This is a genomic window from Pradoshia sp. TA40_28 (assembly GCF_059694525.1).
On sequence record NZ_JCATZO010000013.1, the window covers coordinates 55,285 to 74,009 of the forward strand.

Sequence of the window (18,725 nt, forward strand, 5' to 3'; positions counted from 1 at the left end):
ACCTAAAAGAGGTTCACGAAACGGTTAAATACTGCCTCATAAAGTTAATAGAATTTAAAAACTGCGTAGAAAACATTCTACGCAGTACTCTATAAAAAGGCTCAGCGACCGCATTTGGACGCTGATTTCGCTCATATTCTATTATTTTATCGCTAATGTGGTATTCTAAGACGGATTTATTTTGTGACAGTAAATCCGTCTCAATGCAAGGTACGGCGCCTCAGATACATCGAAATTCTCGTAAATTAAGAATCTTCCCATATTACTTTGATGCTTTCGCCCTCGATCGGATTAAATACGACGTATCCATCATACCATTCGGCTTGATGGACTCCCAGCGCCTGCAGATTATCAAGATAGACACCCCTTGTAAAGAAATGAGCGTCCTGATCCAATCGTTCGATGATTGGTAAATAGGGCTCCTTCTTATAAAAATCATAAAAGTAATTGGTTTCTCCCAGGGTTGCGTCCCGGTATTCAATCACAATTCTGGTTTGCCCGTCTGGTGATTGTATCGTTTCATATGAGTTCTCCATCAAAAGTACATAGAAAAGTGCCGATCCCAGGCCGGGAAGTGAGAGTACGATGGTCCAGGCAATCATCGAAATCCCGAGATTCATACCACTCACGAAAATGCAGAGCGTGACGACGATGAGTCCGATTAAAAAGACTGCACCTGTTGGTTCGAGAAACGCATAATAGAATCCCTGTGAGGACATGATGAAAGCCGAAGCCACAAATAAAAGGAGGGCGATAATGGTGATCTTTTTACCCGTAGTCATGTCCTGATCTGCTTTCGTTGGATGCTGCATTTTCGTCAGGAAGATACATAACCACACAAGAAACGGGATTACGAAAATAACAGATATGATTTGCAGCATTTCAACACCTCGTTTCCTCAGTTAGCAATCACTTTCCATACTCTTCAAATTCCTTTTCACTGCCATTAAAGACATTCACATCAATAAACTTTTCTTTTCCACTATAGCCATTCAATTGCTCACGATCGGTGTATTGCCAAAATGTCCATGCTCTTTTATCAGGTAACGAAGGTTCGCTGAAAACATCTCTTATCCAAATATCGCATTGTTCAAAACTGTTTTTTATATACAAATCATAAGCCTTTTGTGTAGTGTAAAGAATGACTTTTTTTCCATAATGCTTTTCAAGAATTCCCACCATTATTTGAAGCTCTTTTTCAACTTGGCTGCGAACAGGGGGATTTTTTTCTTTGTCACCATAGAACTCAACATCAATCACAGGAGGCAATCCTTGTTTTTTAACAGGCACAGTCTTAATAAAGTTCTCTGCTTGCGTTTCGCCTCCACTGTCGAAGCTGAAAAAGTGATACGCTCCAACACGTAAGGTAGTCCCACTTGCATTTTTCCAATTTATTTCAAAATATTGATCAACAAAAGTGCTTCCTTCAGTGGCCTTAATAAAGGCAAACTTTAATCCTTGTTCCTCAAATTGTCCCCAATCTATTTCCCCTTGATAAGATGAAACGTCCACACCCTTCACTGGATATTGTTTAGCACTAGAGGCATTGGGAATAATCATTCCTTGGTACCACAATAAAATACCCAATAGTAATCCACCTGTAAAAAATATGATAGGATAAACAAATCGTTTTCTTTTTCTCATTATATTCTTATTTTCTATTTTCACTTTTCTTTACACACCATCCCCATTTTATTTATTACTGGCAAAAAGAGAGCTCTAACCGAACTGTTCGGTTTCCCTCTTAAATCTCTTTTTCTATCCTCCTATGAAATTCTCCGACAAATCTGCTCCTTTACCTCCATAAGAAGTTCAACACAAAAAGGCATTACTCCTTTACGGACCAACGCCTAGATAGTTCTATAAGAGAACCATTTCAATATTCAACTACATTTATCCATTGACCATCAGGTCCTATTGTTATGTGAGGAACTTTATTTGTTTCAAACATTTCGTATAGATCAATGTTTTTCTTGTTTTTCTTTTTCAAATATTGAGATACGTCTAACTCCGAAAAAACTAAAAAGTCTATTATGGTAGACCTTAAATAAAATTCGTAAATATATTGCTTTTTCGATCTTCCACATATCCTACAAATCCTATAGTTCTTGGATAAATCCGCATGTATGGAAATACAATCTCATTTATTAAAATAAAATCATCTGACAGTTGTTTTAACAAATCTTTTTCCCAATCAGGAATAATTGCATATATATAACAATCTTGCTTATAAACGCTATTAATGATATTTACAAATTCCTGTTTATCTATTGCATCGTCAAGGATGATCTCAGTCCCCTTTGAATTGCTTACCAACCTAATCACCCCTTTTATAATATTATACAATTAGATTGGATCGTTTTTCTTCTCGTTTGTTAAAGAGTATATGATTATACTGCTTAAACATTTTCTTTATTTGATAGTTCAACCCAAAAAGGATAAAGCATAACAAACAATGGGACAAAACCTATCGAGAAAGCTATCAAACAAAATGAAGATCCAAAAAAGAGACTCCAAATCGTCATAACGGTCATTGCCATAAATGTTATTAACGTGTTTTTTATCATTGTACCCTTAGTAATATATTGTTTTTTCTTGCAATATGGGCAAATCATACCTGTATCCAGAGTGAAAGATTTTTTAAACGTTTGTTTCCAACTCCATTTTTGATCACACTTCTGACAGGTAGGCATTTTTTCAATCCCTTTCTTTACTTTTGTTTATCCTAAAGAAATTCAACATAAAAGACATTATCCTTCTCCCCGTATGTTCTATAGCGACTGTAGGAACGCTAAAGTCCATACTGCTCATCTCAACTATCGATTTTCACTTCTTCTTCCATTCATATGGCTTCTTTGTCCAATCATAAAATGATAGGAGTAAGAATGCCATGAAGCTCACCGCTATGTTTTCAATCCAATTAATCTCTGTTTCGGCAATAAAATCCCAACCGATTGATAATACTAAATAGATTAAGGGGAAGCTGATGTTTTGTTTAAAAATATTGATTATGCCACCAACTTTCGTTTATTCATTTGTATAGATGTATTTTCGATTGGTGTTTGCTCATGATCTAATCGCTTTTATGGCGACTTACACGAAAGATGTAAGTTCTTAAGAATCACTCTTATATCAATCATAATTATTCGATATTACTATAAAAAATCCTTCTTCTGCTGAACTCGCCTCTTGTTTCTATGAGAATTTCAACAGAAAAGAGGTTATTGCTAAAGAAACTCCTATTTAATTATTTTGAAAGCTCCTCTTACAATAAAATAAATTCGAGAATTCTCATCGGTTTCTTAAAAATACATGATAAAATAACGGATAGAACAGAGAAAAGATGGGAAAGGAAGAATTATATGACAACTACCATTCATCCACACAAAGAAACGCCTATTTTCCCCCACTCAGGCCATATCATCAAGACAGAGAACAGACAAATTCCTATCTTAGCTCGTCATGGCGAACCACTAGTCGTCGTATTGGGAAACGTCTTAAGCGACGAGGAATGCGATATATTGATAGAGTTAGCTAAGCAAAATATGAAACGCTCATCCGTTGGAGCAACCCGTGAAGTAAATGGTATGCGTACGAGTACAGGTGCTTTCATTGAAGATGCCCAAAACGAAACCGTTTTACGCATTGAAAAACGGCTAGCTGCCATCACTGCCATTCCCTCTGAACATAGCGAAAATCTCCATATCCTTCGCTATACTCCTGGTCAAGAATACAAAGCACACTTTGATTATTTTGCTTCGACAAGTCAAACAGCTCAAAACAACCGAATTAGTACAATTGTCTTATACCTTAACGATGTGGAAGAAGGCGGAGAAACGTATTTTCCACACCTAGACTTATCAATCGCTCCACAAAAAGGAATGGCGGTTTACTTTGAATATTTCTACCAAGACGAATCTCTGAACGAAAAGACCTTACATGGCGGTTCCCCTGTCACGAAAGGTGAAAAATGGATTGCAACCCAATGGATGCGGAAACAACGTATTCGTTAACAGGACAGTAAAGCGAGGCATTTAAGTATGCCTTGCATTTTCTTTTGTTCCGATACAATCTATTTGATTCTTTTCACTATTTTCTAAAAATCAAGTTAAGATAAATAAGTGTGATTAAGGAAGCACAAACAAATTAGATTAGTTTTAAAATCAATTAAAAAAGCATGGAGATTATCCATGCCAACGGTTGACTATAAGATTGCTGTTTACCAACAATGATTCACACACTAGCAGATTATCATTATACTTTTATCTGATTTATTTCTTGAACGATTTCCGGATTGACCAGGGAGGATAAATCACCCGAATCTTGATTGAGCAAGGCTGACTTGATGACGCGGCGCATGATTTTTTGATTTCTGGTTTTTGGCAGATCGCTCACAAAGTAAATAGCTGACGGCTTTAGTGCTTTTCCCAGCTGGCTGCTGAGCAGGTTTAGTAGTTCGGTTTCAAGCTCTGGACTCACCCCTACATTCGATTGTAAAACAACAAAGCACACACAACTTTCTCCCTTTAGCTCATCTGGAATTCCAATAGCGGCCGCTTCAATCACATCATCGTGCTTAATAAGGATCGATTCATATTCTGTTGGACCTACCCTTTTTCCCGCAATATTTAATGTATCATCAGACCGTCCTTTGATCTCCCAAAATACACCATCCGTGCTCACCCAGTCGCCATGAACCCACGTATTTTCATAGGTTCTCCAATATGTATCGAGGTATCGTTCCGGCTCATTCCAAAAACTTTTTGTCATGCCTACCCATGGAGTACGGATGCAAAGCTCACCAACTTCATTTATGACGGATTCACCTGTTTTATTTAAAACTGTAATATCCATACCTGGCATTGGTGAATTAAACGTTATAGGAGCGATCGGCTTCAATAAAACATTCCCCAAAATACCGCCGGATATTTCTGTTCCTCCCGAATAATTGATTATCGGGATTTTCCTTTTCCCTACCCTTTCAAACAGCCAGTTCCATGGACCGGGGTTCCAAGGCTCCCCTGTAGAACCAAATACTTTAAGGGAGGTTAAATCATAACCGCCAATCGATTCATCTCCCACTGCCATTAACGAACGAATGAATGTTGGTGAGATACCTAATTGCGTAATCTGCCATTTTTCAACTAATTTCCATACTTGATTAGCCGCTGGATAGTCAGGCACCCCATCGTAGAGCATGATGGTGGCTCCATTCATTAAACTGGCAAACAATTGAAACGGCCCCATCATCCAGCCCATATCTGTTATCCAGAGGAGTTTATCTCCTTTGACCAAATCCATTGAGATTCTTGCATCAATCGCGGACTTTATCGGAAAGCCAGTATGGGTGTGGACAGTTCCTTTAGGTTTGCCAGTCGTTCCAGATGTGTAAATTAACATCAATGGATCATCACTTTTCATTTCAGCAGAAACATTGAGTGGTTCGGAAGCTTCAAGCTGACTCCAGGAAATAAAAGATCCATAGTCTATTTCTTCGCCAACGACAATTACCTTCTCCAAAGCATCCAACTCAGGCAGCACATTTTCAATCGTTTCTAACATATCAACCTTTTTGCCACGGCGAGTATAGGATTCTGCCGTTATAATCATTTTTGATCCTGCCGCCGTTACGCGCGTTTTCAGTGCATCTTCAGCAAAGCCAGAAAACACAGGCGATACAACCGCACCAATTTTCGCAGCAGCCAAAATAGCCACGATTGTTTCCGGAATCATTGGCATATAGATGGTAATCCTGTCTCCCCGAATAATCCCCTGATCCAATAAGCCGCCTGCTATCCGACTCACCCAATTATATAAACCAGCATAAGAATATTTCCTTGTTTGTCCTGTTTCACTTTCATATTCAATCGCATTATGCTTGGAATAGATCCATTTCTCTATACAAGAATCCACTACATTACAGGTTCCATCTACAAACCAATCCGGGAATTCAATCCCGTCTGATAAATCCATGACTTTCTTATATGGAGATTTCCAGCTAAAGCCCAGTTCTTTTTCGACAGATCCCCAGTACCATTCAGGTTCTTGAATGGACTTAGCGTAAAATTGATCATAGCCTTCTAACCCCAGTTCCCTTATCCACTTATAGAGACGACTGTTCGTCATCATTTCATTATCAGGTGTCCAAGCTATTTGACTCATGAAAAAACCCTCCGTTTCCTCAAACCGGGTATACCGGGTGTTTTCTGCATGAAAATACCTGATATTTACTTTCATATAAACTGTATCTAGTAATCAATTCACTACGTAGATGATTGGGTTCAACGATATCGTCGATAATCATTTCAGAGGCAAGACGATAAATATTAATATCCTCCTTGTACTCCTCTCTTTTTTGCATAATGAACCCTTGCCTTTCTTCTTCCGGCAACTCAGCAATTTTATTAGCATATACCGCATTCACTGCCGCTTCCGGTCCCATTACCGCAATCGAGGCAGTCGGCAACGCCAGGCAGCAATCTGGTTCAAATGCTGGGCCCGCCATTGCATAAAGACCTGCTCCATACGCTTTTCGCACAATCACAGAAATTTTTGGAACGGTCGCTTCGCTCATGGCCGCAATCATTTTGGCACCGTGCCTGATGATTCCTGCCTGTTCAACTTTAGTACCAATCATAAAGCCCGGAATATCGGCCAAAAAGAGCAACGGAATATTGAAAGCATCACAAAGATTAATAAACTTGGCCGCTTTATCAGCTGAATCATGGAAAAGAACTCCGCCTTTTACACGTGGCTGATTAGCGATGATTCCAACTGGTTTTCCTCCCATTCGGGCTAGGCCTGTTATTAATTCAGGTGCAAATAATTTCTTGATTTCACAAAAAGAATCTTCGTCTATTAATTGATTGATGAGGTCATGCATATTAAAGGGTGCATTTTGATTCTGGGGAATCAGATCGGCAATCGTCTTGTCTGAATCTCGAGGCAGTTTAACTTCGGTGCTTTTTGTTTTTTCTGCAAAATTGGCTGGGAAGTAAGATAGGTATTTGCGAGCATATTCAATGGCCTCTTGTTCCGTGCTTACAAGAACATCTCCGCAGCCAGAAACGGAACAATGCATTTTCGCTCCGCCCATTTGGTCCAGTGTGACTTTCTCGCCTATAACCATCTCTGCCATTCGCGGTGAACCAAGGTACATGGAGGCATTCCCTTCGACCATCACGACAATATCACAAAAAGCAGGAATATAAGCACCGCCTGCAGCAGATGGACCGAATAACAAACAAATTTGCGGAATTTTCCCGGACAATTTAACCTGATTATAAAATATTCTTCCCGCACCTCGTCGACCCGGGAACATTTCTACTTGATCGGTTATTCTCGCTCCTGCCGAGTCCACTAAGTAAAGCATCGGAATTTGTAGCTTGTCTGCGGTTTCCTGAATTCGAATAATCTTTTCAACCGTTCTTGCTCCCCATGAACCTGCTTTAATAGTAGAATCATTGGCCATAACAGCAACTGTTTGACCGTTTATTTTCCCTAATCCTGTTACCACGCCATCGGCCGGCAAATCTTCTGCAGAACAATTTGCAAATAAGCCGTCTTCGGCTAATACACCTTCATCAAATAAAAGCTCTAAACGCTCTCTGACAAATAATTTTCCGGATTCTTTATTCTTTTGATGATACTTCTCCGCTCCGCCTGTTTTTATTTTTTCAACCTTTTCAAGAAGGTCATTTTGTAATGTGTTCATGGTCCATCACCTTTCTATGATTGATTATTCACCGGTATAGATTGGTTTTCTTTTTTCTTTGAATGCCTGTAGTCCCTCCAACCGGTCCTTCGTTGGAATGGTAACCTGATAGCACCATTCTTCAATTTGCAAACCATGGACTAAATCGGTTTCCATCCCACGGTCTATCGCTTTTTTTGCTTCCTTCACTGCAATCGGGGCATTGGCTGCAATTTGCCGTGCGATTGAAAGACTCACGTTTTCCAGATCTTCCGACTCGGCGATTTGATTAACCAATCCAATTTGCAAGGCTTCATGTGCATCAATTCTTCGTGCTGTATAAATAAGTTCCTTTGCTTTACTGATTCCTATTAACCGCGGAAGTCTCTGTGTTCCGCCGGCACCTGGAATAATACCCAGCGCTGTCTCGGTTAGGCCCATCATTGCATGATGACTGGCTACTCTAAGATCACAAGCCAGTGCAAGCTCTAATCCCCCGCCAAATGCCGCTCCATTCATAGAAGCAATCGTTGGCTGCGGCATTTTTTCTATCATTGAAATCGTCTCTTTGATTAAGCTGACCACTTCTCTTACCTGTGTTTGATTCATATTCACTCGTTCTTTCAAATCGGCTCCTGCACAGAATGCCTTCCCTCCATTTCCTGTGATGATGATGCAATGAATCGATTGATTTTCTTTATATGACTGAAGTGTTTGCTGTAATTCCTTTAGCAACTCGATAGACAAGGCATTGGATTTATGCGGTTGATCTAATACAATGATTCCTATCCCATCGTCACGTATGGTTTGTTTAATCATGAATTGATCTCTCTCCCTTCCTATTCTCCTGGATAGCCATTTGTTTACTCGACAAAGGAATCCCCATCTGTTTCTGTATATAGCCTGCTGCTTTTGCTAACCTATTTTCATCAATGCCTGTACGAATTCCCATCCGTTCCAGCATATAAACTAAGTCATCCGTTGCCACATTGCCTGAGGCGCCTTTCGCATATGGACATCCGCCCAAACCGCCAATCGATGAATCAAAGATGCTGTATCCTTTCTTTAAAGCTACTAATATATTGGCCAACGCCATGCCGCGTGTATCATGAAAGTGGAGGGCAATACGCTCCTTATCAAACCGTTTTGATACTTCACTCAGGATAAAATCAACCTGTTTCGGATGAGCAACGCCAATGGTATCCCCAAGAGATACCTCATCTACTCCCATTGCAAAAAGCTTGTCGCATATATGTAAGACAGATTCGATATGAATATCGCCCTCGTACGGACAGCCAAACACTGTCGATACATACGCACGTGTAGATTTCCCTTCCTTCGATGCATCCTCTGCGACTTCCTTAAGGATCGGGTATGTTTCAGCGATTGATTTATTAATATTCTTTTGATTATGTGTTTCACTTGCTGACATAAAAATCGAAACCTCATCAATATTGGCTAACAACGCATTTTCAAGACCCTTCCGGTTGGGCACAAGTGCAGCATAGGTAATTGATTTTTTGCGGTTAATTTTCCTTGATACCTCCAAGGCATCAGCCAACTGTGGAATCCATTTAGGATGAACATAGGAAGTGATTTCAATATAAGAAAGACCCGTTTCACTCAACAGGTCAATCCATTCTATTTTTTGTTCAGTCGGAATAATGGTCTTTTCGTTCTGCAACCCATCTCTTGGGCCTACTTCTTTTATTTGTACAAAATCAGGTATCTCCAAGTCCTTCTCTCCCTTCTATTCAATTCGGGCTAAAAGATCTCCTTCATTCACAAAATCCCCTTCATTCACAGCCACCTCAGTCACAAGTCCGTCTCCCTCAGCAGCTATAGGAATTTCCATTTTCATAGATTCCAAAATGACAATATCTTGACCACTTTCAACGGTATCCCCCTCTTTCACTTGCACCTTCCATACATTGCCTGCCATACTCGCTTTAATTTCTTCTGCCATTTGTCTCTCTCCTATCTGTTTTTTATTTTTTTAAGATGTTTCTCAATAAACCCAGTTGTAGTATCGCCTGCTTTAAAGGCATCATGATTGATGACTTTTAAAAGCATGGGTAGGTTCGTTTTGATTCCTTCTATTTCATAGGACTGAATGGCCTCTGCCAAACTAGTTATCGCTTCTTTCCTGCTAGGAGCTGAAACAATCAATTTCGCAATCATTGGATCATAGAATGGCGTCACTTTTGAATTCCCTCGGATAGCGACCTCATTTCTTACATTTGGACCATCCGGCAATTTCAAATGGGTGATTTGCCCGGGAGATGGTAAGAAAGTAGTGGGGTCTTCGGCATAAACCCTCACTTCAATAGCATGGCCATCTAAGCGGAGATTCTCTTGGCTAAAACGCAAACGTTCTCCACCCGCTATTCTAATTTGTTCCTCGACGATATCTATTCCTGTAATCTCTTCTGTTACCGGATGTTCAACCTGAAGACGCGTGTTCATTTCAAGGAAGTAAAAATTCTTTTGTTCATCCATTAAAAACTCAAAGGTGCCAGCATTATAGTATCCTAGATCTCGTACTGCCTTTAATGCGGTTTCCCCCATTCTTTTCCGAACACTCTCATCAACAAATGGAGATGGCGCTTCTTCTACCACTTTTTGATTACGGCGTTGAATCGAGCATTCACGCTCCCAAAGGTAGACAGCGTTCCCATGTTTGTCTGCCAATACCTGAATTTCAATATGCCTCGGATTCACGATCACTTTCTCAAGGAACATATCACCATTGCCAAAATAGCTCAGCGCCCGGTTTTGATTGCCCTCATATGCTTTTTTTAATTCTTCTTCATTTGACACCGTTTGCATGCCGATGCCACCACCACCAGCAGAAGCTTTGAGCATGACGGGATATCCAAGTTTCTCAGCAATTCCGATTGCCTCCTCCACATTAGCAAGTGGGTAGGAAATCCCCGGTACCACAGGTACTTCTGACATCTCCATCGCTTTTCTTGCCTTTGTCTTCTGTCCCATTAGTTCAATGACATCTGGCGACGGTCCAATAAAAATAATATTTTCTCTCATGCACTCCCTGGCAAACTCACTGTTTTCACTCAAAAAACCGTAACCTGGATGGATGGCCTCCACTTTATGTTCTCTCGCAATCTCTAAGATTTTCGCTGTATTCAAATAGCTTTCATTTACTCTTGGTCCTCCTAAAAGATAGGCAAAATCCGCTTCATTAACAAAAGGCGCATCTTGATCTGCTTCTGAATAGACCGCTACTGTTTCGATATGAAGTCGTTTACAAGTACGGATGATTCTTGAAGCAATTTCCCCACGATTAGCAACTAATATTCTCTTAAACAATGCTGTTCCTCCTCACGTTCCTACTATCTGCATGGACTTTTCACGAAGCTTATATTTTTGAATTTTCCCAGAGGCCGTCATTGGATATTCATCAATCATTTCTATATAGCGTGGGATTTTATGCTTTGAGATTTTCCCTTGACAGTAACTTCGGATATCATCACCTGTGATGGATGCACCTTCTTTTGGAATGACCCACGCCATGACTTCTTCACCATACTTGGCATCCGGCACTCCAATGACCTGCACATCAAGCACAGAAGGATGCTGGTATAAAAACTCTTCTATTTCTCTTGGATAAATGTTTTCTCCGCCGCGGATAATCATGTCTTTAAGCCGGCCAGTAATGGCACAATACCCCTGCTCATCCATCACAGCTAAATCACCTGTATGAAGCCAGCCATCCTTAGAAATAGCTGCTGAAGTAGCCTCAGGATTTTTGTAATAGCCTTTCATCACGTGGTAACCACGGGTGATTAATTCGCCATGCTGACCGCGTGGAACCTCTATCTCTGTCCCTGGTTCAACGATTTTCACCTCAATATTTGGCATTGGCCTGCCAATGGAGGTGACTTTTAATTCAAGTGGGTCGTCTGTTCTGGTTTGAGTAATACCAGGCGACGACTCGGTCTGTCCGAATACAATCGTAATTTCTTTAGCTCCCATTTTATCCACTACACCTTTCATGACCTCAATGGGACAGGTGGAACCAGCCATTATTCCGGTGCGCAGCGTGGACAAATCATAGTCAGCAAAATCGTCCAGATTCATTTCCGCAATAAACATCGTTGGAACCCCATGAAGAGCGGTCACTTTTTCCTTTTCAACTACCTGTAAAACACTGCGCGGGTTAAATTCCTGTAATGGAATCATCGCCGCACCAACCGAAACGGCTGTTAGCGTTCCCAAAACACAACCAAAGCAATGGAAGAAAGGAACAGGGATGCACATCCGATCTTCATTCGTCAGCTTCATCCCTTCAGCAATGTTAATGGCATTGTTTACAATATTGCGATGTGTCAGCATAACGCCTTTGGGAAAACCTGTTGTTCCAGATGTATATTGCATATTAATAACGTCATCGTCACGCAAGGAATTCATCCGTTCTGTTAATTCAGTTGCAGAAGTATGGGTGGCCATTTTCATGACATCATTCCAGCTGTACGTACCTGGATATCGATTTTTCCCGAGAATAATGACGTTCTTTAAATAAGGCAGCTTTTCTGAAACCAACTCTCCTGGACGCGCTTCTTTTAACTCCGGGATGACTTCATAGAGTGTCTCAATATAGGAATGGTCCTTCACACTTTCCATCAAAATAAGTGTTTTAGAATCAGATTGCTTCAAAAGGTATTCCAACTCATTGGCTCTGTAACTTGTATTCACAGTAATCAGCACAGCCCCCATCTTACCCGTCGCATATTGGGTTATCAGCCATTCAGGAGTATTCGTCGCCCATATAGCTAGATGGTCTCCCTTTTCAATCCCTAGTGACATAAAAGCACGCGCCGTTACCTTGCATACATCATTAAACTGTTCATACGTTAACTTTAGATCCCGATCTGCATAAACAACTGCTTCCCGCTCTCCATTCTCCCTAGCAATTTCATCTAAAAGAACACCCACTGTTTTTTGAACCAACTCTGCCATCCTCATCCTCCTTATCATTTAAAAAAATATAAGGCTAGCAACCTAATTGACGGGAGATAACAAGTCGCTGGATTTCCGAGGTGCCCTCGCCAATCTCTAGTAATTTCATATCTCGTAAGTATCGTTCTACTTCATATTCACGCATATATCCGTATCCACCATGGATTTGAATCGCTTGATTGCAAGCACGGAATCCCATTTCAGAGGCAAACAGTTTGGCATAAGCCGATTCCTTTGTGAAATTTCTTTTTTGATCCTTAAGCCAGGCTGCCTTTAATACCATATTTCTTGCCAATTCAATTTCCATTGCCATATCTGCCAACTTAAATTGAATAGCCTGAAACTTAGAAATCGACTGTCCAAACTGAATTCGTTCCTTACTATAGGCTAGCGCCTTTTCAAATGCTGCTTGTGCAATACCGACCGCTAATGCTGCAATGGATATTCGACCGCCGTCGAGCGTATATAAAAATTGTTTAAATCCTCCCTCAGGGTCTCCAAGAATATTTTCCTTTGGCACTCGAACTTGGTCGAGGACAATTTGTGAAGTATTCGAAGCTCGAACCCCCATTTTGTCGTAATTGCTTGTGATCGTTAATCCCGGTGTATTGGTTGGGACAAGAAAGGCTGAAATAATATTTTTCCCGGAGTTGGTCTTACCGGATACAGCAGTGACTGTAAGAGTTTCAGCGTAACCTGCATTTGTAATCCAACATTTTTCTCCCGTAATCACATATTCATCGCCCTCAAGTACTGCTTTCGTTCTCGTCCCACCAGCATCTGAGCCAGCATTAGGCTCTGTTAATCCAAAGGATGCAAGGGCTTTACCACTGGCTAATGGAGTTAAGTATTGTTGCTTCTGTTCCTCTGTTCCAAAATAATAAATCGGACTTGACCCGAGTGAAACAGCAGCTGCATAGCTTAAACCTGTACCCCCGCACGCTCTTCCTATCTCTTCTACGGCGAGTGCATAAGAAATTGTGTCTCCGCCTGAGCCACCGTATTCTTCCGGAAAAGGAATACCTAAGAGTCCCAACTCCCCCATTTTTTTAAATACTTCTTCCGGAAATCTTGAGTCCCGATCTAATTCAATCGCAATTGGTTTAATTTCCTTTTCGGCAAATTCTCTTGCCATATTACGAACCATTTTTTGTTCTGTACTTAAATCAAAGTTCATTTTCATCCTCCTAGCATTTTGATAAAAGACCGACTGGTTGGTCTGTCTTACTTATGTAAGCGCTTTAATTAAACAGTTAAGAAATGTGAGTATTTCTTTTTTGCGTCCTCAGTTAATAAGGCATGCATAACAAAGTCCGTGAAATAATTCGAAATTTGATCCATAGACATGGGCCCGCTTCGTTGATACCATTTTGAGGTCCAGTTCACGATTCCCAATATGGCCAGACCACTTAATTCATACGGGATTTCTTTTCGAAAATCACCGGATTCCTGACCTTCTTTAATGACTTCGTATATCAATAGCCTGAATTCATCCCTTTTTCGTTTAATGGTTAAATCCAGTTCTGGTTTGAGATATTTACTTTCCTGATAAAAGACGGATATATGAGATTGGTAGAGATCAAATACTTTCGTAAACGAGTAAATAATCTGTTGGAGTTTCTCTGGTGGAGTGTGGTAATGGTGTATGGCCTCTTTAGCTTTGCTTAAGACATAGGAGATAAATGTGTCGTGAATGGAAAAAAGCAGTTCGTCCTTTGATTGAAAATGGTGATAAAATCCACCCTTTGATGTATCACTGGCCTCCACAATATCATTAACTGAAACACCGTGAAAACCATGCTTTTCAAACAACTTAACCGAATTTTCAAGAATACGATTCTTTAATTCCGTTTCCTTCACCTCTTTCTGTAAGTCTATTTACGATTTTGATTTTATCTTAGACTTCGCTAAATTGTCAAACAATTTAATTTATTAAATTATTTGTAAATTAAAACCTCCTCGTCCCTTGCTATTAATCTAATACTCTAAAGAAGTGGAAATTTAATACCTAAAAAGTAATGACATCTTATAAACTAATTTTAAACAATTAAAGGGTATTATGTAGTGATGTGGAAATATATAACATATATTAAAATAAGATGGTAAAGAAAGGAGTGTAAACCATAGAGGTTTTCATCTATATCTGTTTCTTTCTACTGTTAATTTTCAATATGAGTTTTAAAAATGGAAAAATGGTGATTGGTGCAATTGTATTATTTATATTAGGATTTTCAATACCTAATCCATATATGGTGACTTTATTTTTAGATATCCTGTTATTTTTCTCAATTTTTACAGCAACAGGTAGTGGCATGAAATCGAAAACTACTTCAGGAATCAATGACTCTTCTTCATCCACATCATTTTATTGGTTATCTGATAGCGGAGATACGTATGGTGGAGGATCTGATTCTGGTTGTGATGGTGGCGGCGGCGGAGATTGATCGTTCCCGTGCAATACAATTTACCTCATAAAAGTGTTCTACCTACTAATTAATCATGTTTTTACTTCTAATCATACTTACTTATCGTATCAAGTTTATCTGAGCCTATAAAATTTGTAAGACTCTTTTCTAATACTTTGTAGCTATTAATTATTAACAGGAAGTGATTAATTGAAAAAATCCCTACGGTGGGCTATTATTACTGCGATAATCATTGGAGTAGTTGTTTGGATTGCTAGTGAAATTATTCCGTTCTCGTACAGTGAGTGGAGCTTCTTCATTGGCTTAGGATTAACAGTTCTATTGTTCTTTTTTAACAGCAGCGGAGGTCCTTTAACAGCTGGCGCCACTTTAGAGGCGAGTCAATCAGTTTGGAAAATTCAGAAGGAAAAAAATGAGCTGAAAGTTAATGTGGGTGGAGTATTTTACGGTGCTGTCCTCTACACACTTGTTAGTTTAGTCAGTATGCTCATCATTTACTTCTAACTAGAATTCAAATAATTCAACAAACCACATTTCACCCTCTTAATTGCCTTACGATTAGTAAGAAACTTTATTAAAGCATAACGAGGCTGGGATATAGCTAGCTATAAGATAAAGAGAAAGGCGAATTTGAGTGTATTCAAATTCGCCTTTCTCTTTTTTGCGCTAAGATCTGTGGCTATATAGATTAATTGACGAATTTTCCGCTTTTTCCGGTAGCCTCCCAGTAATCATTCCGAAGGACTACCTTTTGTATTTTCCCGGAGGCTGTTTTTGGAAGTTCTCTTACAAAGGTTACTCCTGTTATCGCTTTAAAATGAGCTAACCTCTCTCTTGAATAAGCAATTAATTCCTTTTCAGTTACGTGTCTGCCCTCTCTTTGAACAATAAAGGCATGTGGAGTTTCCCCCCATTTTTCATGAGGAACAGCGATAACTGCTGCTTCTAGTACATCAGGATGGTCATATAGCACGCCCTCCACCTCTATAGAAGAAATATTTTCTCCACCGCTTATGATTACGTCTTTCTTCCTATCGACAATATCAATATGGCCGTATTCATCAACAGTAGCCATATCTCCCGTATGAAGAAATCCGTTTTTGATTGCCTCCATTGTCGCCTCTTCATTCTTCCAGTACCCTAACATGACTCCATTACTTCTCGTAATGACTTCCCCGATTTCTTTACCATTATGCTCTACTTCTTCGCCATGATCAGTAACAACTTTAACTTCACAGCCAACCATTGATATCCCGGCCTTTGATTTAATTCGGTATTGCTCCTCAGTAGATAAGCCCTTTAATTCTGAGCGAACGACGGAAATTAAGCTCAAAGGAGAAGATTCGGTCATTCCATATACCTGTATGAAATCCCAGCCCAGCTCTTTTTCCACCCGTCTAACAAAAGCTGGCGGTGGCGCCGATCCGGCAATAACAACCCGAACTGCTTGTTCAATCTTTGAGCTATTCTGATCGTAATACTGCAGGAGCGCATTTAGCACGGTTGGAGCCATATGCATAACGTTTACTTTATGTTTTTCCAGGGCAGAAAAAATCATCTCAGGTGTCGTTCTTCGAGAGCAGACCTGAGTAGCACCGTTAGCCGTATAATAAAACGGAGAACCCCAACCATTCACATGAAACATCGGTAAAACATGAAGTAAAACATCTTCATCCGTTATCCGAAGATGATGCATCGTACTTAGAGCATGAAGATAGTTATTTCTATGAGTCAACATTACTCCCTTTGGATTCCCGGTTGTTCCACTTGTGTAGAGAAGGCTGCATACATCGTCTTCTTCTAACTGAAATCTCTCAAAGGCATTGGGACTTTGCTCTTCCAACCAAACATCATATCCTACCTCATCCGTCTCAGCATCTTTATAGTGAACGATAATTTTTTCAATCGTCTTAAGTTTATTTTTAATTGGCAAAATTAAATGGTAAAGGTCTTGGTCAACGAATAAAACTTTCGATTCACTATGGTTTAAAATAAATAGGTAATCATCTGGCTTTAATCGACTATTCAGTGGTACCATCACACCACCTAATTGGAAAATTCCATAAAAGCCCTCCAACATTTCTACAGAGTTTGGTGCTAAGTAAGCAACACGCTCCCCTTTTTGAACCCCCAATTTTTTTAAACCGTGAGATAATCGATTAACTCTTTCATTTAATTCATGATATGTAAATACCCTGTCTTCACATATGATGGCCTGCTTGTCCCCATACAAGCTTACGGCCCTGTCTAAAAATTGTGTAAGTATTAATGGTACATTCATTACTATATCCCCCTTCAAAAAGTCCAAATGTTCTGAATTAATTAGGTTTAACATATTCTCTTGCTTTTTAAAATTACTTCTAACATTTTACAAGAAACACCAATTTCTTAAGAAACCTCCCTGCTAAAACGCTTACAAATCTCCCAAATAATTAATTCGACAAACACATTCAATATCTCCTGCAATAAAAATGAAAAAAGTAATATAAAAAGCACTCCGAAGAATGCTTGAGTTAATAATCACTTATTGGTTACATAGTATTTAATTGACTTTAAAAAAAATAAAAGACGAGGAAAACTTTATTACATTCCTATTTAGATAGGATTAGATCTATAGTCAAAAAATATACTCAAAAGGAATTTCCCCTCAACTTTTAACATTAGAGTCTGAGAAGTATCCGTAGGTCCCAAAAGATAAAAGATTGAAGGTCCATAGCTATTAGAAGATTGTCGCAAATAGAAAAAAACCATGTACATGTTGTACATGGTTTTATGACCCCTACGGGATTCGAACCCGTGTTACCGCCGTGAAAGGGCGGTGTCTTAACCGCTTGACCAAGGGGCCAAATGGCTCCGCAGGTAGGATTCGAACCTACGACCGCTCGGTTAACAGCCGAGTGCTCTACCACTGAGCTACTGCGGAATAATAATATAGACAACTCAATCTATCGACCTGAAACTTATCAGGGTTGAGCTCTAATCAGTTGAGCTATAGGCCCATTATAATTTTTTTGGAGCGGGTGAAGGGAATCGAACCCTCATCATCAGCTTGGAAGGCTGAGGTTTTACCACTAAACTACACCCGCATCTATGGATGACTGATGAAAATCGAACCAACGAAAGTCAGAACCAGTATCCGACGCGTTAACCACTTCGCCGTATTTATTGGCAGTGGCAGTAGGAATTGATCCCATACTGGAGGTTTGGAGACCTCTGTTCTACCTTTAAACTATGCTCTTATAATAAATGGTGGAGGGGGGCAGATTCGAACTGCCGAACCCGAAGGAGCGGATTTACAGTCCGCCGCGTTTAGCCACTTCGCTACCCCTCCGATATGAAGAGTGCCGGCAAGAGGACTTGAACCCCCAACCTACTGATTACAAGTCAGTTGCTCTACCAATTGAGCTACACCGGCAAGATACTTAGGTAAGATCATACTATTTAAATCTTAATTTTATAATGGTGGCTCAGGACGGAATCGAACCGCCGACACAAGGATTTTCAGTCCTTTGCTCTACCGACTGAGCTACTGAGCCAACTTCATTATGTAAATGGCGGTCCGGACGGGACTCGAACCCGCGACCTCCTGCGTGACAGGCAGGCATTCTAACCAACTGAACTACCGG

General features: G+C 40.0%; 17 protein-coding genes and 6 tRNA genes. 3 read left to right on the plus strand and 20 right to left on the minus strand.

The features are described 5' to 3' along the window. Window positions 1-245 precede the first annotated feature (245 nt). The 4 genes from AC58NB_RS15230 to AC58NB_RS15245 all read right to left on the minus strand — a co-directional run bounded on the left by AC58NB_RS15230 (window position 246) and on the right by AC58NB_RS15245 (window position 2,693). Window positions 246-719 (minus strand): hypothetical protein, encoded by a 474-nt coding sequence (locus AC58NB_RS15230; RefSeq protein ID WP_497427671.1) that lies wholly within the window; start codon window positions 717-719, stop codon window positions 246-248. Between the two features lie 190 nt (window positions 720-909). Then, on the minus strand, window positions 910-1,644 hold the full coding sequence (locus tag AC58NB_RS15235) for a glycoside hydrolase family 25 protein (RefSeq protein ID WP_497427689.1): 735 nt from the start codon (window positions 1,642-1,644) through the stop codon (window positions 910-912). Window positions 1,645-2,043: 399 nt separating this feature from the next. After that, the gene (locus tag AC58NB_RS15240) at window positions 2,044-2,316 is read right to left on the minus strand and encodes a hypothetical protein (protein WP_497427672.1); all 273 of its coding nucleotides are present in this window, start codon (window positions 2,314-2,316) and stop codon (window positions 2,044-2,046) included. Between the two features lie 83 nt (window positions 2,317-2,399). Continuing rightward, window positions 2,400-2,693 carry a TIGR04104 family putative zinc finger protein gene (locus AC58NB_RS15245; RefSeq protein WP_497427673.1) on the minus strand — a complete coding sequence of 98 codons (294 nt, stop codon included), beginning with the start codon at window positions 2,691-2,693 and terminating at the stop codon, window positions 2,400-2,402. A 669-nt stretch (window positions 2,694-3,362) separates the two neighbouring features. On the opposite strand from AC58NB_RS15245, the gene AC58NB_RS15250 reads away from it, so the two are divergent. After that, window positions 3,363-4,013 carry a 2OG-Fe(II) oxygenase gene (locus tag AC58NB_RS15250; RefSeq protein ID WP_497427674.1) on the plus strand — a complete coding sequence of 217 codons (651 nt, stop codon included), beginning with the start codon at window positions 3,363-3,365 and terminating at the stop codon, window positions 4,011-4,013. Between the two features lie 241 nt (window positions 4,014-4,254). Here the strand turns inward: AC58NB_RS15250 and AC58NB_RS15255 are convergent, their stop codons facing one another. The 9 genes from AC58NB_RS15255 to AC58NB_RS15295 form a co-directional block, all read right to left on the minus strand. Then, complete coding sequence (locus AC58NB_RS15255) at window positions 4,255-6,162, minus strand: AMP-binding protein (RefSeq protein ID WP_497427675.1); 1,908 nt, start codon at window positions 6,160-6,162, stop codon at window positions 4,255-4,257. Window positions 6,163-6,181: 19 nt separating this feature from the next. Beyond that, entirely contained in the window at window positions 6,182-7,714 is a 1,533-nt protein-coding gene (locus AC58NB_RS15260; protein WP_497427676.1) for an acyl-CoA carboxylase subunit beta, read from the minus strand. A gap of 24 nt (window positions 7,715-7,738) precedes the next feature. Next, complete coding sequence (locus AC58NB_RS15265) at window positions 7,739-8,512, minus strand: enoyl-CoA hydratase (RefSeq protein WP_497427677.1); 774 nt, start codon at window positions 8,510-8,512, stop codon at window positions 7,739-7,741. Further along, on the minus strand, window positions 8,505-9,428 hold the full coding sequence (locus AC58NB_RS15270) for a hydroxymethylglutaryl-CoA lyase (RefSeq protein WP_497427678.1): 924 nt from the start codon (window positions 9,426-9,428) through the stop codon (window positions 8,505-8,507). Before AC58NB_RS15270 ends, AC58NB_RS15265 begins: the two co-directional genes overlap by 8 nt. 15 nt (window positions 9,429-9,443) lie before the next feature. After that, window positions 9,444-9,659, minus strand: coding sequence for an acetyl-CoA carboxylase biotin carboxyl carrier protein subunit (locus tag AC58NB_RS15275; RefSeq protein WP_497427679.1), 216 nt, complete (start codon window positions 9,657-9,659; stop codon window positions 9,444-9,446). Window positions 9,660-9,670: 11 nt separating this feature from the next. Beyond that, a complete protein-coding gene (locus AC58NB_RS15280; protein WP_497427680.1) occupies window positions 9,671-11,023 on the minus strand; it encodes an acetyl-CoA carboxylase biotin carboxylase subunit in 1,353 nt (450 codons plus the stop codon). Between the two features lie 12 nt (window positions 11,024-11,035). Further along, complete coding sequence (locus AC58NB_RS15285) at window positions 11,036-12,673, minus strand: AMP-binding protein (protein ID WP_497427681.1); 1,638 nt, start codon at window positions 12,671-12,673, stop codon at window positions 11,036-11,038. Between the two features lie 34 nt (window positions 12,674-12,707). Beyond that, window positions 12,708-13,850 (minus strand): acyl-CoA dehydrogenase family protein, encoded by a 1,143-nt coding sequence (locus AC58NB_RS15290; RefSeq protein WP_497427682.1) that lies wholly within the window; start codon window positions 13,848-13,850, stop codon window positions 12,708-12,710. Between the two features lie 68 nt (window positions 13,851-13,918). Then, a complete protein-coding gene (locus tag AC58NB_RS15295; protein ID WP_497427683.1) occupies window positions 13,919-14,533 on the minus strand; it encodes a TetR/AcrR family transcriptional regulator in 615 nt (204 codons plus the stop codon). A 311-nt stretch (window positions 14,534-14,844) separates the two neighbouring features. On the opposite strand from AC58NB_RS15295, the gene AC58NB_RS15300 reads away from it, so the two are divergent. Together AC58NB_RS15300 and AC58NB_RS15305 are read left to right on the plus strand one after the other, a co-directional pair. Next, entirely contained in the window at window positions 14,845-15,117 is a 273-nt protein-coding gene (locus AC58NB_RS15300; protein WP_497427684.1) for a hypothetical protein, read from the plus strand. A gap of 171 nt (window positions 15,118-15,288) precedes the next feature. Then, window positions 15,289-15,603, plus strand: coding sequence for a hypothetical protein (locus AC58NB_RS15305; protein ID WP_497427685.1), 315 nt, complete (start codon window positions 15,289-15,291; stop codon window positions 15,601-15,603). A gap of 184 nt (window positions 15,604-15,787) precedes the next feature. Here the strand turns inward: AC58NB_RS15305 and AC58NB_RS15310 are convergent, their stop codons facing one another. The 7 genes from AC58NB_RS15310 to AC58NB_RS15340 all read right to left on the minus strand — a co-directional run bounded on the left by AC58NB_RS15310 (window position 15,788) and on the right by AC58NB_RS15340 (window position 18,635). After that, window positions 15,788-17,380: a long-chain-fatty-acid--CoA ligase gene (locus AC58NB_RS15310; protein WP_497427686.1), complete on the minus strand. Its 1,593-nt coding sequence runs from the start codon at window positions 17,378-17,380 to the stop codon at window positions 15,788-15,790. A gap of 492 nt (window positions 17,381-17,872) precedes the next feature. Further along, window positions 17,873-17,944 (minus strand) — tRNA-Glu (locus tag AC58NB_RS15315). A gap of 3 nt (window positions 17,945-17,947) precedes the next feature. Next, window positions 17,948-18,022 (minus strand) — tRNA-Asn (locus AC58NB_RS15320). Window positions 18,023-18,111: 89 nt separating this feature from the next. After that, window positions 18,112-18,185, minus strand: a tRNA-Gly gene (locus tag AC58NB_RS15325). 161 nt (window positions 18,186-18,346) lie between these two features. Beyond that, window positions 18,347-18,430, minus strand: a tRNA-Tyr gene (locus AC58NB_RS15330). Between the two features lie 11 nt (window positions 18,431-18,441). Further along, window positions 18,442-18,514: transfer RNA gene (locus AC58NB_RS15335), tRNA-Thr, on the minus strand. A 45-nt stretch (window positions 18,515-18,559) separates the two neighbouring features. Further along, window positions 18,560-18,635: transfer RNA gene (locus AC58NB_RS15340), tRNA-Phe, on the minus strand. Window positions 18,636-18,725 lie beyond the last annotated feature (90 nt).

Bases quoted from the DNA above. Each gene is read 5' to 3' on its own strand.
- AC58NB_RS15230 (WP_497427671.1), bottom strand. From the start codon at position 719: ATGTCCTCACAGGGATTCTATTATGCGTTTCTCGAACCAACAGGTGCA.
- AC58NB_RS15235 (WP_497427689.1), bottom strand. From the start codon at position 1,644: ATGAGAAAAAGAAAACGATTTGTTTATCCTATCATATTTTTTACAGGT.
- AC58NB_RS15245 (WP_497427673.1), bottom strand. From the start codon at position 2,693: ATGCCTACCTGTCAGAAGTGTGATCAAAAATGGAGTTGGAAACAAACG.
- AC58NB_RS15250 (WP_497427674.1), top strand. From the start codon at position 3,363: ATGACAACTACCATTCATCCACACAAAGAAACGCCTATTTTCCCCCAC.
- AC58NB_RS15255 (WP_497427675.1), bottom strand. From the start codon at position 6,162: ATGAGTCAAATAGCTTGGACACCTGATAATGAAATGATGACGAACAGT.
- AC58NB_RS15260 (WP_497427676.1), bottom strand. From the start codon at position 7,714: ATGAACACATTACAAAATGACCTTCTTGAAAAGGTTGAAAAAATAAAA.
- AC58NB_RS15265 (WP_497427677.1), bottom strand. From the start codon at position 8,512: ATGATTAAACAAACCATACGTGACGATGGGATAGGAATCATTGTATTA.
- AC58NB_RS15275 (WP_497427679.1), bottom strand. From the start codon at position 9,659: ATGGCAGAAGAAATTAAAGCGAGTATGGCAGGCAATGTATGGAAGGTG.
- AC58NB_RS15285 (WP_497427681.1), bottom strand. From the start codon at position 12,673: ATGGCAGAGTTGGTTCAAAAAACAGTGGGTGTTCTTTTAGATGAAATT.
- AC58NB_RS15290 (WP_497427682.1), bottom strand. From the start codon at position 13,850: ATGAACTTTGATTTAAGTACAGAACAAAAAATGGTTCGTAATATGGCA.
- AC58NB_RS15300 (WP_497427684.1), top strand. From the start codon at position 14,845: ATGAGTTTTAAAAATGGAAAAATGGTGATTGGTGCAATTGTATTATTT.
- AC58NB_RS15310 (WP_497427686.1), bottom strand. From the start codon at position 17,380: ATGAATGTACCATTAATACTTACACAATTTTTAGACAGGGCCGTAAGC.